This is a genomic window from Ensifer meliloti, from assembly GCF_030064585.1.
GTDB classification, from domain to species: Bacteria; Pseudomonadota; Alphaproteobacteria; order Rhizobiales; family Rhizobiaceae; genus Sinorhizobium; species Sinorhizobium meliloti.
This window is the reverse complement of the sequence record NZ_CP120365.1, coordinates 935,938-949,832: the sequence shown is the minus strand read 5'-3', so window position 1 is coordinate 949,832 and position 13,895 is coordinate 935,938. Positions and strand designations below refer to the sequence as shown.

The 13,895-nt window shown below is 60.6% G+C and carries 20 protein-coding genes; 14 read left to right on the top strand and 6 right to left on the bottom strand.

What is annotated here, in order from left to right; translation table 11 throughout:
• Window positions 1-5 precede the first annotated feature (5 nt).
• A complete protein-coding gene (locus PZL22_RS11670; RefSeq protein ID WP_284718663.1) occupies window positions 6-1,847 on the top strand; it encodes a phage portal protein in 1,842 nt (613 codons plus the stop codon).
• A 20-nt stretch (window positions 1,848-1,867) separates the two neighbouring features.
• Here the strand turns inward: PZL22_RS11670 and PZL22_RS11665 are convergent, their stop codons facing one another.
• Window positions 1,868-2,122 carry a SinR family protein gene (locus PZL22_RS11665; protein ID WP_127639798.1) on the bottom strand — a complete coding sequence of 85 codons (255 nt, stop codon included), beginning with the start codon at window positions 2,120-2,122 and terminating at the stop codon, window positions 1,868-1,870.
• Between the two features lie 75 nt (window positions 2,123-2,197).
• Here PZL22_RS11665 and PZL22_RS11660 point away from each other — a divergent pair, with 75 nt between their 5' ends.
• Genes PZL22_RS11660 through PZL22_RS11640 form a run of 5 tightly spaced genes read left to right on the top strand, consistent with a single transcriptional unit; the run spans window position 2,198 to window position 5,729 of the window.
• Entirely contained in the window at window positions 2,198-3,343 is a 1,146-nt protein-coding gene (locus PZL22_RS11660; RefSeq protein WP_127639799.1) for a DUF2213 domain-containing protein, read from the top strand.
• Window positions 3,344-3,355: 12 nt separating this feature from the next.
• On the top strand, window positions 3,356-3,838 hold the full coding sequence (locus tag PZL22_RS11655) for a structural cement protein Gp24 (protein WP_127639800.1): 483 nt from the start codon (window positions 3,356-3,358) through the stop codon (window positions 3,836-3,838).
• Between the two features lie 20 nt (window positions 3,839-3,858).
• Window positions 3,859-4,827 (top strand): DUF2184 domain-containing protein, encoded by a 969-nt coding sequence (locus tag PZL22_RS11650; RefSeq protein ID WP_127639801.1) that lies wholly within the window; start codon window positions 3,859-3,861, stop codon window positions 4,825-4,827.
• Between the two features lie 14 nt (window positions 4,828-4,841).
• Window positions 4,842-5,183, top strand: a complete 342-nt coding sequence (locus PZL22_RS11645; protein ID WP_127639802.1) for a hypothetical protein — start codon at window positions 4,842-4,844, stop codon at window positions 5,181-5,183.
• A 51-nt stretch (window positions 5,184-5,234) separates the two neighbouring features.
• Complete coding sequence (locus tag PZL22_RS11640; protein ID WP_284718662.1) at window positions 5,235-5,729, top strand: DnaT-like ssDNA-binding protein; 495 nt, start codon at window positions 5,235-5,237, stop codon at window positions 5,727-5,729.
• A gap of 20 nt (window positions 5,730-5,749) precedes the next feature.
• Here the strand turns inward: PZL22_RS11640 and PZL22_RS11635 are convergent, their stop codons facing one another.
• A complete protein-coding gene (locus tag PZL22_RS11635) occupies window positions 5,750-5,911 on the bottom strand; it encodes a Thivi_2564 family membrane protein (protein WP_015007748.1) in 162 nt (53 codons plus the stop codon).
• Between the two features lie 80 nt (window positions 5,912-5,991).
• On the opposite strand from PZL22_RS11635, the gene PZL22_RS11630 reads away from it, so the two are divergent.
• Window positions 5,992-6,357, top strand: a complete 366-nt coding sequence (locus tag PZL22_RS11630; protein WP_015007747.1) for a hypothetical protein — start codon at window positions 5,992-5,994, stop codon at window positions 6,355-6,357.
• Here the strand turns inward: PZL22_RS11630 and PZL22_RS11625 are convergent.
• Together PZL22_RS11625 and PZL22_RS11620 are read right to left on the bottom strand one after the other, a co-directional pair.
• Entirely contained in the window at window positions 6,354-6,497 is a 144-nt protein-coding gene (locus PZL22_RS11625) for a hypothetical protein (protein ID WP_015007746.1), read from the bottom strand. The genes PZL22_RS11630 and PZL22_RS11625 overlap by 4 nt on opposite strands.
• Window positions 6,498-6,655: 158 nt before the next feature.
• Window positions 6,656-7,165, bottom strand: coding sequence for a lipocalin family protein (locus tag PZL22_RS11620; protein ID WP_038439119.1), 510 nt, complete (start codon window positions 7,163-7,165; stop codon window positions 6,656-6,658).
• 78 nt (window positions 7,166-7,243) lie between these two features.
• Here PZL22_RS11620 and PZL22_RS11615 point away from each other — a divergent pair, with 78 nt between their 5' ends.
• From PZL22_RS11615 to PZL22_RS11590, 6 genes are all read left to right on the top strand, one after another.
• Complete coding sequence (locus tag PZL22_RS11615; protein WP_284718661.1) at window positions 7,244-8,281, top strand: phage minor head protein; 1,038 nt, start codon at window positions 7,244-7,246, stop codon at window positions 8,279-8,281.
• On the top strand, window positions 8,281-8,727 hold the full coding sequence (locus PZL22_RS11610) for an HK97 gp10 family phage protein (RefSeq protein ID WP_284718660.1): 447 nt from the start codon (window positions 8,281-8,283) through the stop codon (window positions 8,725-8,727). Before PZL22_RS11615 ends, PZL22_RS11610 begins: the two co-directional genes overlap by 1 nt.
• A 206-nt stretch (window positions 8,728-8,933) precedes the next feature.
• The gene (locus PZL22_RS11605; RefSeq protein WP_127639805.1) at window positions 8,934-9,359 is read left to right on the top strand and encodes a phage tail terminator-like protein; all 426 of its coding nucleotides are present in this window, start codon (window positions 8,934-8,936) and stop codon (window positions 9,357-9,359) included.
• 1 nt (window position 9,360) lies between these two features.
• A complete protein-coding gene (locus PZL22_RS11600; protein ID WP_127639806.1) occupies window positions 9,361-9,846 on the top strand; it encodes a hypothetical protein in 486 nt (161 codons plus the stop codon).
• 14 nt (window positions 9,847-9,860) lie between these two features.
• On the top strand, window positions 9,861-10,262 hold the full coding sequence (locus PZL22_RS11595) for a hypothetical protein (RefSeq protein ID WP_088194467.1): 402 nt from the start codon (window positions 9,861-9,863) through the stop codon (window positions 10,260-10,262).
• 95 nt (window positions 10,263-10,357) lie between these two features.
• Window positions 10,358-10,594, top strand: a complete 237-nt coding sequence (locus tag PZL22_RS11590) for a phage tail assembly chaperone (RefSeq protein ID WP_127639807.1) — start codon at window positions 10,358-10,360, stop codon at window positions 10,592-10,594.
• 216 nt (window positions 10,595-10,810) lie between these two features.
• On the opposite strand, the gene PZL22_RS11585 is transcribed toward PZL22_RS11590, so the two are convergent.
• A complete protein-coding gene (locus tag PZL22_RS11585; protein ID WP_284718659.1) occupies window positions 10,811-11,293 on the bottom strand; it encodes a hypothetical protein in 483 nt (160 codons plus the stop codon).
• Between the two features lie 59 nt (window positions 11,294-11,352).
• Between PZL22_RS11585 and PZL22_RS11580 the strand changes: the two genes are divergently transcribed.
• Entirely contained in the window at window positions 11,353-13,443 is a 2,091-nt protein-coding gene (locus PZL22_RS11580; protein WP_127639809.1) for a phage tail length tape measure family protein, read from the top strand.
• Here PZL22_RS11580 and PZL22_RS11575 read toward each other — a convergent pair.
• Complete coding sequence (locus PZL22_RS11575; RefSeq protein WP_014529559.1) at window positions 13,440-13,835, bottom strand: hypothetical protein; 396 nt, start codon at window positions 13,833-13,835, stop codon at window positions 13,440-13,442. The two genes, PZL22_RS11580 and PZL22_RS11575, sit on opposite strands and share 4 nt — an antisense overlap.
• Between the last annotated feature and the right edge of the window lie 60 nt (window positions 13,836-13,895).

The window sequence follows — 13,895 nt, the reverse complement described above, 5'->3', positions numbered from 1 at the left end:
CGGACATGGCCAACATCATCGCGTTCGTCCGCGACAGCCTGACAAACATGGTCGCCAGCCTGGGTACCAGCCGGGACAAGGCAGCGGCTAACGTCTATTCGATGCCGATGCTCACCGACGAGGAGCTGCTCAACGCCTACCGTGGCGCGTGGCTCCCCAAGAAGATCGTCGATATCCCAGCATTCGACAGCATCCGCGCCTGGCGCGATTGGCAGGCGAAGAAGCCGCAGATCGAGGCCATCGAAGCGGAAGAGAAGCGGCTGAACCTCATGGGCAAGCTGCTGGAGACCCGCATCAAGGCGCGGCTCTGGGGCGGCGCTGCGTTGGTCATCGGTACCGGCGACCAGGACCTGGCCGCGCCGCTCGACGTCGAGCGCATCGGGAAGGGCGGCCTGAAATACCTCACGGTCATGACGCGTCGCCACCTCACGGCCGGCGAGATCGATCGTGATCCGGCGTCCGAATGGTATGGGAAGCCGAAGGTCTATCAGCTGAAGTCGGCCGATGGCGCTCAGGTGGAAATTCATCCGTCGCGCCTGGTCATCTTCAACGGCAGTCAACAGCCGGACGAAGACATCGTAACGACGACCTATGCCGGTTGGGGCGACAGCGTCCTCCTGTCGGTCGTCGATGCGATCAAGCAGGCTGACGGTACCGCGGCGAACATCGCCAGTCTCGTTTTCGAGGCCAAGGTCAACGTGATCCGCATCCCCGACTTCATGCAGAACCTCGGCAACGCAGAGTACCGCGCCAAGATCCTAGAGCGCTATACGCTTGCGGCGACGGCAAAGGGCATCAACGGCGACCTCCTCCTCGACAAGGAAGAGGAGTACGAGCAGAAGACGGCGAGCTTCGCCACGCTGCCCGAAGTCCTGATGTCGTTCCTGCAGATCGTGTCGGGCGCGGCGGACATTCCGGCTACCCGGCTGCTTGGCCAGTCGCCGGCCGGCATGAACGCCACGGGCGAAAGCGACCTGCGGAACTATTACGACCGGCTGCAGGCGATGCAGACCGTCGAGATGACGCCGGCGATGGCGCGCCTCGACGAGTGCATCATCCGGAGCGCGCTCGGCTCTCGCGACCCGGACATCTACTACGAGTGGGCGCCGCTCTGGGGCATGTCGGAGAAGGAAAAGGCCGACGTCTTCAAGACGAAGGCCGATGCGGCTCGGCAGCTGGTCGGAACCGGTACGGGGCAGGAAATCATCCCGCGCGACGCCGTTTCAGATGCGCTGGTCAACACGTTCATTGAGGACGGATCACTGCCCGGCCTCGATGCAGCGATTGAGGAATACGGCAAGCTCAGCGAGCAGGAGCCCGAAGAGGAAGAGGTCGCCGCAGCGGCTGCTGCCCAGCAGGCGCAACAGACACCAGTGGTGCAGAGAAAGCCGACTGCCGACGCCGCGCCGCGCACGCTGTATGTGCGCCGAGACGTCATCAACCGGTCCGATATCGTACGTTGGGCCGAAGGGCAGGGCTTCACTGACATCGTCCCGGACCTTCATGTCACGATCGCTTACAGCCGGACGCCGGTCGATTGGTTTGACATGGGCGAAAGCTGGTCGCCTCGGCTTGAGATAGCTGCCGGCGGGCCCCGCCAGATGGACAGCCTGGGCGGTGACGGCAAGTACAAGGCCCTGCTGATCACCGCGTCGGAACTGGTCTGGCGTCACCGCGCGATGATCGAGGCCGGCGCATCGTGGGAATGGCCGGAATACCAGCCGCACATTACCATCCAGATCGGTGGCGATGTCGATCTGTCCAAGGTCGAGCCGTACCGCGGCAAAATCGTGCTTGGGCCCGAGATCTTCGAGGAAGTGAACGATGATTGGAAATCAGCGGTGTAGGAGGCGTGACGCCCTACGGCCTAGCCATTGAGGTACGCGGCGTCTGGATTCATTTGATACGAGGCCCAATCTGATATTTGGACCACCATGAGTTCATCGTTTCCGTCCAGACACCCTTTGAGGTGATCACGTAGTGCCTTGCAGTTAGTGGTCGATTTGAGAAGCCAGACAGAGCCTTGGGAGTGAAATGCCCCCAGCTTTTTAAGCTTGTCCGTTATGCACGTGTAATTCTGGCCGACCTGCTTCAGGTCATACGCGATCATGAAATCCGGCATTCGACGCTCCTTTTTGTCTGGTAGAATTCAGACATCAAGACAATCAAGAGTCGAGTCCGGCCAGAGGTAAATTCCATGAAATTCACAGACCTTGCACCGATCGCGGGCACGCGACGGACCGCCGACGGCTACCTTGTTGCTGACGTCCGCACCGCGCGCACCGGCATCCAGCTCTATGCCGGCCATGAGGTCGGCAAGCCGGGAATGCAGGTCGTGAAGGTCTATCGGCCAGAGGATCAGGTCTTCGACAAGGCGAGCCTCGGCAGCTACGCGCACAAGCCGGTGACAAACGATCATCCGGACGAGGCGGTGACGGCCGATAATTGGAAAGCGCTTTCCGTTGGCCAGATTGGAGATGAGGTCGCCCGCGACGGTGAATTCGTCCGCGTCCCCCTCGTCGTCATGGATGGTGCCACCATTAGCGAGATCGAGGGCGGCAAGCGCGAGCTCTCCGCCGGCTACACCTGTGATCTCGCCTGGGAGCCAGGCACCACGCCGGCGGGCGAGAAATACGACGCCATCCAGAAAGATATCCGGATCAACCACGTCGCCATCGTGCAGCGCGGCCGCGCCGGATCAGAAGCTCGCATCGGCGACGGTGCGAGGTCGTGGGGCGCTGCCCCTTTCACCAGTGATCAGAAACCGAAAGAGGACAAGATCATGACCCTGAAGACGGTTACCGTCGATGGCATCCCGGTTGAAGTAACCGACCAGGGTGCCACGGTGATCGGCACGCTCCAGCAGCGCCTTGCCGACGCCAACACCAAGTTCGCCGACGCCGAGAAGGCACATCAGACGGCTCTGGCCGCCAAGGATGCCGAGCTGGCGAAGAAGGATGCCGAGATTGACGCTCTGAAGGGCAAGATCCTTTCCGACGCCGATGTCGACAAGCGCGTCCAGACCCGTGCCGATCTCATCACCAAGGCGCACACTATCGCGAAGGACGTGAAGACCGAAGGTCTTTCCGATGCCGCCATCCGCAAGGCCGTCGTCGTCGCCAAGCTCGGCGATGCGGCGGTCGCCGACAAGTCGGAGGCCTACATCGACGCTCGCTTCGACATACTCGTCGAGGATGCCAGCAAGAACGGCGCCGATCCGTTCCGCACCGTCATGCAGCAGGGCCTTTCGCAGGTCAGCGACGCCGATAAGGGCGTGACCGACGCCTATACCCAGATGGTCGCCGACATGAAGGCCGGCAAGACCTCTGCAGCGGCCAACTAAGGAGGCGCTTCAATGGCTACCTACCAGACCACTTATACAAACGCTCCTCCGAAGGGCCTGCATGGCCAGATCGCTTCCGAGGAGAAGTGCAACAAGATCAGCCGCACGGTCGAGAACCTCGGCGGAGTGCGCTTCGGCCAGCCGGTTCAGCGCGGCGCCGCTGACCACGGGGTTGTGCCCTTTGCGGCCGGCGGCGAATTCATCGGCATCACCGTTCTGAACCCTGCCGTGCCGGCAGATGTGCTGGTACCCGACTCTTATCCCCGGTACTTCACCGGCGCATTCATGACGATGGGCACGATGTACGTCACTGCCGGCGGCGCGGTCGCGCAGGGCGATGCTGTTTTCTACAACACGCTGACCCATCGCTACGTCAACGCTGCGGGTGTGGATATCGTCGGCCCCATCCCCGATGCAGTTTTCGACACGTCCGGCGCGAATGGCGCAATCGTCGAGATCGCGCTTCGTCTGCGCGCTTCGGCCCCGGCAGCCTGATCAGGGAAAGGACCTGAACCATGAACCAGATCATCCGTCAGGCCTTCGCTGATGCGCAGGCCGCGTTCCCCTTCGTCATCGCGCAGGGGCGCAACATCGAGACCCGCATCTACCAGCGGCGTTATCCGACCTTCAACTACGGCGCCCACGTGCCCGTCGTGACGGAAGGGAACGCCTGGGCGATCGGGACGACCTTCTTCACCGTCGATACCGCAGGCGAGGCTAAGTTCCTCTCCGGTGCCGGTACCGACATGCCCTTCAACCAGGCCACGAAGGATATGGCCAGCCATGACTTCGCGATGATCGGCTCCGGCTGGGAGTGGAACCTCGAGGAGGTCAATCAGGCTGCCCTTTACGGCATCGACCTGAACGGCACCAAGGCAATGTCGGCTTCCGATAAGGTCGAGCGCCTGCTCAACTCGGTTGCCATGGTCGGAACGGCCGAGAAGAACTGGACCGGCTTCGTCAACGACCCGCAGGTCTCCCGTGTCGACGTTGCCGCGGATGGCACGGGCTCTTCGACCTTCTGGTCGGCGAAGTCCAACGACCAGATCCTTCGGGACATCAACGACCTGATCTCCAGCGTCCGCGAGAACACCTCGGAAGTGGAATGGGTGGACACGCTGCGCCTGCCGCCGGAAGCGTTCCGCCTCATCGCCACCCGCCGCCTCGGCGAGGGTGACGGCCTCCTGACGCTCCTGGAATACATCCGCCGCAACAACGTCTACACGGCGGAAACCAACCAGCCACTCGACATCCAGCCGCTGCGCGAGCTGGCGAATGCCTCCCAAGACGGCGGCGGCCGCATGGTCGTTTACCGCCGGGACGAGGAAGTTCTCCGCTTCCACCTGCCGATGCCGCGCCGTGTCCTCCAACCGCGCCAGAAGTCCATCATGGGCTTCGAGACCGGCATCATCGCCCGTACCGGTGGTACCGAATGGCGTCTGCCCGGTGCTGCCGCCTACGGCGACGAAATCACCGCTCCGTAATCAGAGGATCAGTCATGAAGGTCACCAACAACAGCAAGGCGCTGCAGGGCGTCCGCTCGAAAGGGCGGGCGGTCTACATCCCACCGGGTGAGACCCGCGATGTCGAGCTTGAAGGCGTCGATCTCGAAAAGGCCAAGCGCCTTCGCTTCCTCAAGATCGAGGGCGTCTCCAAGGCTGCAAGCAACCAGGACGGCGACGGTCCGAAGACGGCACTCGAAGTGCTCGAAATGGCGAAGGACCAGAACGTGCAGTTCATGTCCTTCAAGTCGGCCGCCAAGAAGCTGCTCGGCGAAAAGACCCCGTCCACCAAGGACGAGATTGTCGCTGCTCTCGAAGAGCTGGCGACGCAGCCCTGACAATCAGCTCGGCGGTAACCTGCCGGGCCTACTCTTGCATCGGAGATCGACATGGCTGGATACGGCGATAATGCAGGCTTCACGTCCTACGCTGAGGCGGCCGGCTATGTCTTTCCCGATGGCGCGACCGATGCCCAGAAGACCGCCGCACGTCAGCGCGGTTCTTTGGTGATCGATCGGTATGAGCCTCGGTTCAGCGGGCAAAGGACCGGCGGGTACGCCCAAGAGCGAGCCTGGCCGCGCACGGGCGCGACGACCTATTACGGCGAGGCGATCCCCTCGGGCGAAATCCCGGTCGCGGTTATCAACGCCTCGTATGAGGCCGCATTCCTCGAGTTGACGAACCCAGGCAGCCTTTCGCCGGTCGTAACAGGCACGTCTACGGTGAAGCGCGAGAAAATCGGACAGCTTGAGGTCGAGTATTCAACCTCTACTTCAACGGATATCGACGACCTCGTCGCGCTCGCAACGCCTGTCGTGACCACGATCGAAGGGCTGCTCTGGCCGTTTCTCGTGCCGGTCTGGCCGGGTGCTTTGGTGGTGTAGCTCCAGGCATCGGAACTTGATCAGAATACGCCCAGTGAACCGAGCAACGAGACCATTCCGGCGATCAAAATAACGAATTGAGCCCTCTGCTTCATCGTAGGGTCAATTGGAAGCTTCTGCACGAGATAAAGCACAACCCCGGCGAAGAGGATGGTCAGGAGGATGCTGATTGTGGCGGACATGTCCCCCAGATCCTTGAACAAAGAGCCTTGCGGCAATGAGGCGTAAATAAGGCTTAGCTCTCGAAAAGGAAGGGCGGAGGATGGCAAACCCGATCTATGCGCGCCTGCAGGCGACCGCGCAGCGCCTCATCGCCAAGTACGGCCAATCCGCTACTGTGAAGCGGATCACGCCTCCGGATCCTGTTTACGGCGGCGAGCCTGTCGTCACGTCTTATCCCGCCACGCTCGTCCCGATGGCCTACGAGGCCCGCTACATCGACGGCACGGTCATCCAGACCGGTGACATGCAGATTTACATCTCCGCTGTCGGCCTCTCGATCGAGCCCACGGTCGGCGACGTCGTGACCGCCAATGGCGCCGATTACGCCATCATCAACGGCGACCCGAACAAATACGATGGCATCACGCCGGTCGTCTTCATCGTCCAAGGAAGGATTGCGGCTTAGTTCTCCTGAACCGAGATCCCGTCCTCGCCAATCTTGATCTCGACGCCTTGTGTCGTCTCCTCCTGGTAGACGTAGATGCCCAGTCCGACAGTAATGACGGCAAGCACGGCGATGATGAGATAGAGGGCGTTTCGGTTCATGCAGCGGAATCCTTACATGAATTTCGATCAGTTGCTCAGTGCATACGAGCCAAAGCTTGTGGCGGGCTTTCGGGAGGCGATCGATCCCTCGCGATAGCGCTTCGAATATCACGCTACCGCCGCCGACACGGCCCAAGGAGAGGGTTGCCCTATGAGCATCATTGTTTCTCGAGCATAGCATCGCTCACCTCCCGCCCGGTGTGGCGCGGCCTGATAAGGCTCTTCAGGTCAAATCCCTGCCGTCGAGCCTCAGCTAGGTAGTCTTCCAGGGTGCTTTCCGAAACGGCACTCTCGCGCGCGATCACCCAAAGAAACTTACGATCAGGCGTGCCGACCAATGCGACCCGGTACTCAGGATCGATTTTGAGCACCCAATAATCGCCGTCAGTGAAGGGTATCCAACGAAGTGCAGCCGGAAGAAAGTTGACTTTCAGCTTAGCGTTCGTCGCATCGATTGGCTCTGCTTGGCCGAGCGCTTGCTTGGGCTGGTTGTTGTTATCGAAACAGCGGTTGTCGACGCGAATCTTTCCGTCGTTATCAAGGGAATAGTCTGCCGTGATGTCCGTCGCGGCATCTTCTTCATATTTGAGCGGCAGGCGGACGATCTCATACCAGCGCCCCAGATAACGGTTGAGGTCGAGATTCGGAATTGCTGTGACTTCGCTCATGGCTTCGGTTCTCCTTCAATGAGGAGCGGCAACGCCTGCAGGGTACTTCGGTTCCCTGGCAAGAAGATTGGATAACCTATGACGTTTGATGAACTCCTCGCCAAATACGAGCCGGCGCTCGCCGCCGCATTCCGGCAGGCTATCGAGGAGATCAAGTCGGGCATCGTCCTCCGCGTCGTGGTCGAGCGGCTGGAGCGCGGCGACGTCAACGGCGCGGTCGATGCCATGCAGATCGAGCCGGAGGTGTTCTCCGCGCTCGAAATTGCCCTGCAGGACGCTTTCAACGCTGGTGGCACCAACGCAGTCGCTGAGCTACCGAAGGTCATGGACCCGCAAGGCAATCGCGTGATCTGGCGCTTCGGCGTCCGCAATCCTGTTGCCGAGGCGATACTGCGCGACCTGTCGTCGACGATGGTCACGCACATCACCGATGACCAGCGACAGGGCATCCGCCAGGCGTTGGAGCAGGGGCTTGCCAGAGGCGCCAACCCGAGATCGACGGCCCTCGACGTCGTCGGCCGGCAGAGCCGCGTCACCGGCCGCCGAGAGGGCGGCGTGATCGGTCTGACCCGGTACCAGATCGAGTTTATCGAGCGGGCGCGCCTGCATCTTGATTCCGACGACCCGGACCTGATGAACCGGTATTTCGAGCTCAAGACGCGCGACAAGCGTTTCGACCGAACCGTTATGGCAGCCATCAGAGCAGGGAAGCCGGTGACCGGCGAGGCGCTGGCCAAGATCATCGGCCGGCTGCGCGATAAGAACCTGCTTCTCCGCGGCGAAATGCTGGCGCGGACCGAGACCATGATTGCGCTCAGCTCCGCCCGCGACGAGGCGATGCGGCAGCAGATCGAGGCCGGCAAGGTCCGGGCGCAAGACGTCACGAAGGTATGGCGTTCCGCCGGCGACAGCCGTGTGCGGCACACCCATCGTGTCCTCAACGGCAAGGCCGTCGGCATGGATGAGGTATTTCAGAGCCCATCTGGCGCGCTTCTCCGCTTCCCGGGCGACCCGCGCGCGCCCATATCGGAGATTTCCGGCTGCCGATGCCGGCTCGAATACAAGGTGGATCACATCGGCGCGGTCGTGCGCCGGTACCGCGCTGAGGTCGTTTGATGGCAACGCTCTCATTTAGCGCTGCCGTGGCGCAGTGGGCCGACAGTGTCGAGGGTGCCGTCGAAGCTATCTTCAAGGAGGCGACACAGGAGGTCGTCGAAGAAATGCAGACGCCGGTCGGGCAGGGCGGCCGTATGCGCGTGGACACCGGATTTCTCCGGGCATCACTGCTCGCGTCCTCGACCGCCATGCCCGCGATCAACGCCGCTGCCAGTCCTGCGGAAGGAAGTACCTACGCGCCAGACTTTGCTCAGATCGAAGCGGTAATCGCTGGAGCGGACATCGGCGATACGCTCTACTTCGGCTACACGGCATCTTACGCTGGCTACCGAGAATATGGCGCTAATGGACAGCCCGCCGATGGCTTCGTCAGGCTCGCAGCTCAGAACTGGCCGCTCATTGTGGATCGGAAGGCCTCGGAGCTGAAGGCTCGTCTGGGGCTTTGACGGCTTGGTTCTTGTCGCTGCTTTGCTCCATCGCCGACAGAAGCCCAAGCTGCAACAGTGTCAGCGCCTTCCGTGCTGCTCTTAAACTAGTTTCGCCCCGAACCGTGGCCGCCGTCTCGCGCCCCAACGCGAGCAGCGCCGCATGGATGCGCTCATAGACCTGATCGTCAGTGAGAGGCGGCTTCTCAGACATAGGTAACGGATATATGGCGGCAGGCACCGACGCAATCATCTTCAAGGCGCTCACCGATCGGCTCCTTGCAATGCCACAGGTATTGCCAGTCGCCGCGCCGAACATCGTGTTCCCGCCCGCTGGTCAGCAGATGCCGGCGAAATACCTTCGTTTGGCTTTTTTGCCAAACCAGACACGTCAGATCACGATGGGCAACGACCCGCAGCAGAGGCGCGGTCTCTTGCAGGTCTCGGTCGTTTGGCCGGTCGGGCAGGGCATCATTGGCGCCCTCGATGTCGCCGATCAGGTCATCGACCATTTCAAGAACCAAACCCTATTCGCCTCTGGCGTGAAGATCACGATCAGCAGCGAGCCGTGGGCGGCAGGCCCGCTCCAAGAGGGTGAACGGGTACAGATCCCCGTCACCATTCCGTACATCGCCTTCGAACCGGAGAACTAGCATGTCAAACAAGGCAACCAAGAAGGGCAGCAAGGTCTATGTTTGCGCCACTGCCCAGAATACCGATCTAATCGAGTCCGCCTATGCGGCACTAACCTGGGTGCAGGTTGGCAAGGTCGGCAACATCGGTGATTTCGGCGCCGAGTCGACGATGAATAGCTACAATACGCTTGATGAGCCGGTGACCCAGAAACAGAAGGGCACGGCGAATGCCGGTGATCCACAGATCGAGGTCGCCTCGGTGCATGACGATGCCGGCCAAGTCATCCTGCGAACGTTCGGCAATCCTCTGAACCTCGACAACATGGCAATCAAGGTCGAGCGCAACGATGGCGGCGAGGGGTTCACGAACACGATCTTCTACAGCCGCGGCGTTGTGTCCGGTCCGCTTTATCCTGGCGGCGGCTCCGACGACTTCGAGCTCGAGCGCTTCACGATCGGCCTCAACCAACTGCCGATCCGCGTCAATCCCGCTGTAATCCCTTAATCGATAGGTGACCCTTGGACATCTCTAAACTCGTCAATTCTGAAGACCTCTTCGAACTCAACCTCACGGGGCCGGATACCGATGAACTCGTGGGTATTCGCTTCATGATCCGCTCCGCCGAGAGCGATGCGGTGAAGCGCGTGGTCCGGCAGCATAGTGACAAATTCCTCGCGAGCCGGAAGAAGAAGCTTACGGCCAGCAAGGTTGAGGCCGAGTACCTCGACAAGGCGGCGGCCTCCGTCGCGTCCTGGGACTGGGGCGATCACAACTGGAAAGGAGAAAAGCCGGAATGCACCTTCGAGAAAGCGCGGGAGGTCCTTGAGGAGGCCGGCTGGATCTATGACCAGGTCGCGGCAGCCTCGGAGGACCGCGCAAATTTTACGAAGAGCTTGGCGAAACGCTCTGCGAAGCCGTAGCGATCGTCGCGCGCTACGACAGCGTCAAGGACAAGGATGGCGAGACTCGACGCGAGCGCAATGAGAGCTTCGAGATTGAAAGCCCTGAGGCGGAGGTGCCCGACGCTGGTGCCTTCCTATGGGATTGGTTCTGGAAACTTCGGCAGGCGCAGCCGCCTGGGTTCTCCGGGCCAGTACCGATCTCGAACATTGAACTCTCTGTTTGGTGCCAACTGACTGGCAATATCATCCGGCGTGAGGAGCTTGCGATCCTTAGGGCGATGGACGCGCGGCTCTGCATCGAGATCGAGAAGGAGAGCGAGGCGATCAGGGCGCGCGAGGCGACGACTTAGCGCGCCCTGCCCACCGATCGGAGACCAAAACGCAGGTTGGTCTGCTTGAGCACAGAGTGACGAGGTCACGGATCGGAGAAGGTTACAGAGCAGGTGACGGTAACAACCAAAGGGGCTGACAAAGCTGGCGCGGCGGTTCAAGAAGCATGAAAACCGGCAAGATCGGCAGGAGAATTGAGGCGGCGATTTGCCGGCCCCATTCTCAGGCGACACGACTCATTTGGGACAGTTCTGCCGCAGTAGGTCATAAGTCGTCCTAGCGGCAATCGAGCTGAACGCACCTTGCTTTTCTCCAGATCGAAACGGAACGTCTTGGCCGTCGGCGCGCGCGAACACGTCTATCAACTTTTCAGTTTCGCCGGCGTCAATCATCAGTCGTTTAGCCAGATGAGGAACTTCGCCGACCGAAAACGTAAACTCCTTCGTGCCATTACCGTCGCGCAGCTGAAGTTTTGCGCTGCTGTCAAACGAAACGAAGCCGCTGGGTTGGAAAAACGCCACGAGCTTACCATTCGGGCCGCAGGCGACGGCAAGCGTGGCTTTGTCAAAGCTGTCGCCTTCTTCAGACATCATCGAGAGCGGCAACACAACCTTGTCGAATGTGTCCTGTCTGAATTGAAACCCCCATCCGTGCTTCGTCTCCTGCGCGTAGGCTGCGCCCGACGCGAGGAGAGCGGCGGCCAGTACAATGAACCTCATAATCGTCCTCCAGTTGAATCGCGAGGACGATAACTCACGTTCTTTGAAAAGGAAAAGCCATGGCAGATGTTGCGACGCTCGGACTGCAGGTTGAAAGTGGTTCCGTTGAGAAGGGCACCGACGCTCTCAACAAGCTGACGGGAGCGGCCGCGCGCGCGGAAGCAGCGGCAAACGGGCTGTCCGGCGCAAATCGTGGTGCAACGGGTGCGGCTTCAGCTGCCGCAAAGGCTTATGCCGCCGAGGGGGCGGCCGCCGCGTCAGCCTCGAAACAGATCGAGTTGATGAGCCGGGCGGCCAATCAGAACCGCGCATCGTCGCGCGGCCATCTTGGAAATATTGCCGCTCAGTTCCAAGACATTGCTGTCAGCGCGCAGATGGGAATGGGCCCGCTGCAGATTGCCCTCCAGCAGGGCACACAACTGGCCGCAGTTCTTTCGTCCATGGAGAGACCAGTCCAAGGATTGGGTGCAGCCTTCTTGTCGGTGCTCTCTCCAGTTAGCCTCCTGACGATCGGCATAATCGCGCTGGCGGCCGCTGGCCTGCAGATGGTTGATTGGACAAAGTTGGCGCAGTCGGCGCTGATAGCCTTGGCGGATGTTCTCGAAACCATAGCGCCTTACGCTGTCGCTGCGGCTGCAGCCCTTGCACTGATTTACGCCCCATCGATCGTCGTTGGCATCGTGAATGTTATCGCGGTTTTATCCCGCCTCGTAGTCGCGTCTGGGACGGTCGCGGCTAGCTTTACGGCAGCATGGTTGGCTGCGATAGGGCCTGTTGGCTGGGTTATCGCTGGCTTCGGAGCCGTTTTGGCTGCTGCTGTCGTCTTCCGAGACGAACTCAAGGGGATCTTCGGGCGAGACATTGTCGAAGATGTGAAAACGGCTGCAAGCTTCATTATAAACAGCTTTGAGGCGGCGTTCGCGGACATCAAATTTCTTTGGGGTCAGTTCCCCAACATAATCGGAGCTGCTGCAGTCGGTGCTGCCAACGCTGCGATAAAGGCGATGGCGGGGCTGATCCAGAAGGGCGCCGCGATGATTGATACCCTGCAAGAGCAGGTCAATCAGCTCCTGCCGGAGAGCCTTAGAATGAGACCGATCGGGAATCTCGGCCTCACCGACAAGTTGCGCATCGAGAACCCATATGCTGATGCGCTGGGCAAAGCCGCAACCGACCGCAATGCAAATCTGCAACGCATCATGTCACAGGATAGGATCGGGCAGATCGGCACTTGGGTCGCGGATGCCGCGTCGAGAGGGGTGGCATCGCTCCAGGCGCTCGCCGACTGGATGGGGAAGGTCGACGAGAAGTCAAAGAAGCGCACTGGCGGCAAGAGCGAGCAGGAGAAGTACGCCGACATTGTCGCCGGGGCTGAGCGCCAGATCGCTGCGCTTGAGGCGGAGCGAGACGCGATCGGGCTCACCGAGCAGGCGGCAGCCGCGCTGCGCTACGAGACGCAGCTCCTGAATGAAGCCCAGCAGCGTGGTATCTCGCTCACGGATGCCCAGAAGAGCGAGCTATCGTCACTTGCGCAGGTCATGGCCGCGATCGAGGAAGAGACCCGCCAGATGGGTATCGCGCTCGATTTTGCTAAAGAAGTAACCGGAGGCTTCTTCGATGACTTCTTCGCGGGAATTGAGAACGGCAAATCGGTATGGGAGTCTTTCGGCGACGCGGCTTTGGGGGTGCTTGACCGCATCGCCGACAAGCTGCTGAACGACGTCCTCGATGCCGTGTTTCAGGTCAGCGGGGCAGGGGCTGGCGGAGGAGGACTCGTCAGTTGGCTCTTCGGCGGTGGCTCAAAGGTGGACCCATGGGCTGGGCTGCGTGGGTATGCGAACGGAACGAGCTCCGCTCGTCCTGGCGTCGCATGGGTTGGTGAAAAGGGGCCGGAGCTCGTCCGTTTCAAGGGTGGCGAGGAGGTCATTCCGAACCATCGCCTTCAACGACCGGCTAATGGCAACGTGGCGCCATCGGGCGGTCAGCTAAACCAGAATGGGCCGCGCGAGATCATCCTTCGGGTGATTGCTGAGGAGGGGCCGATGTTCAGGCCCGTCATTCGGTCGGAGAGCCGAGGCGTCTCCGTCGAGACCATAAAACAGTATGACGCGGCGAAGGCAAACATCTACCAAAACGGCGAAGACCGCTAATCTTCGATGGATTTCCCGCCTTGGATCACGGTGAAGATACTTTCGCCGCTCTTAGCCTTCCTCATTGATGTGAGGAATTCCTCCATTTCCTGCGCCATTACCTCGAAGGCACGTCGTGCACCGGACCGCTGCTCGGGTGTCAATTTCGGATCACTCGCGAATTTCTCCGCTGAGTTGATGTTCGATTTACGGGCGTTCTCTGTCATGGCCATCAGCGCCTCGTACTGAGATTCATCGATGTTCGATAAAGCGCTTGCAACAAACATAAACATAAAGCGATGGGCATTCGCCCTGAATTCCAGGTCCGATACTTGCTTGACCAGCTTGCTGTGTTCATCGGCCAAGAGCTGAAGAACCTGCTGGGTTGTCCCGCTGAAATCGATTGTGGGCACTGATTCCGCTCCCTAATTCCCTACCGCTGCATATTGCGGCGATTACCCTGGATTGCAACC

Bases quoted from the DNA above. Each gene is read 5' to 3' on its own strand.
- PZL22_RS11670 (WP_284718663.1), top strand. From the start codon at position 6: ATGGCCAACATCATCGCGTTCGTCCGCGACAGCCTGACAAACATGGTC.
- PZL22_RS11665 (WP_127639798.1), bottom strand. From the start codon at position 2,122: ATGCCGGATTTCATGATCGCGTATGACCTGAAGCAGGTCGGCCAGAAT.
- PZL22_RS11660 (WP_127639799.1), top strand. From the start codon at position 2,198: ATGAAATTCACAGACCTTGCACCGATCGCGGGCACGCGACGGACCGCC.
- PZL22_RS11655 (WP_127639800.1), top strand. From the start codon at position 3,356: ATGGCTACCTACCAGACCACTTATACAAACGCTCCTCCGAAGGGCCTG.
- PZL22_RS11650 (WP_127639801.1), top strand. From the start codon at position 3,859: ATGAACCAGATCATCCGTCAGGCCTTCGCTGATGCGCAGGCCGCGTTC.
- PZL22_RS11645 (WP_127639802.1), top strand. From the start codon at position 4,842: ATGAAGGTCACCAACAACAGCAAGGCGCTGCAGGGCGTCCGCTCGAAA.
- PZL22_RS11640 (WP_284718662.1), top strand. From the start codon at position 5,235: ATGGCTGGATACGGCGATAATGCAGGCTTCACGTCCTACGCTGAGGCG.
- PZL22_RS11635 (WP_015007748.1), bottom strand. From the start codon at position 5,911: ATGTCCGCCACAATCAGCATCCTCCTGACCATCCTCTTCGCCGGGGTT.
- PZL22_RS11630 (WP_015007747.1), top strand. From the start codon at position 5,992: ATGGCAAACCCGATCTATGCGCGCCTGCAGGCGACCGCGCAGCGCCTC.
- PZL22_RS11625 (WP_015007746.1), bottom strand. From the start codon at position 6,497: ATGAACCGAAACGCCCTCTATCTCATCATCGCCGTGCTTGCCGTCATT.
- PZL22_RS11620 (WP_038439119.1), bottom strand. From the start codon at position 7,165: ATGAGCGAAGTCACAGCAATTCCGAATCTCGACCTCAACCGTTATCTG.
- PZL22_RS11615 (WP_284718661.1), top strand. From the start codon at position 7,244: ATGACGTTTGATGAACTCCTCGCCAAATACGAGCCGGCGCTCGCCGCC.
- PZL22_RS11610 (WP_284718660.1), top strand. From the start codon at position 8,281: ATGGCAACGCTCTCATTTAGCGCTGCCGTGGCGCAGTGGGCCGACAGT.
- PZL22_RS11605 (WP_127639805.1), top strand. From the start codon at position 8,934: ATGGCGGCAGGCACCGACGCAATCATCTTCAAGGCGCTCACCGATCGG.
- PZL22_RS11600 (WP_127639806.1), top strand. From the start codon at position 9,361: ATGTCAAACAAGGCAACCAAGAAGGGCAGCAAGGTCTATGTTTGCGCC.
- PZL22_RS11585 (WP_284718659.1), bottom strand. From the start codon at position 11,293: ATGAGGTTCATTGTACTGGCCGCCGCTCTCCTCGCGTCGGGCGCAGCC.
- PZL22_RS11580 (WP_127639809.1), top strand. From the start codon at position 11,353: ATGGCAGATGTTGCGACGCTCGGACTGCAGGTTGAAAGTGGTTCCGTT.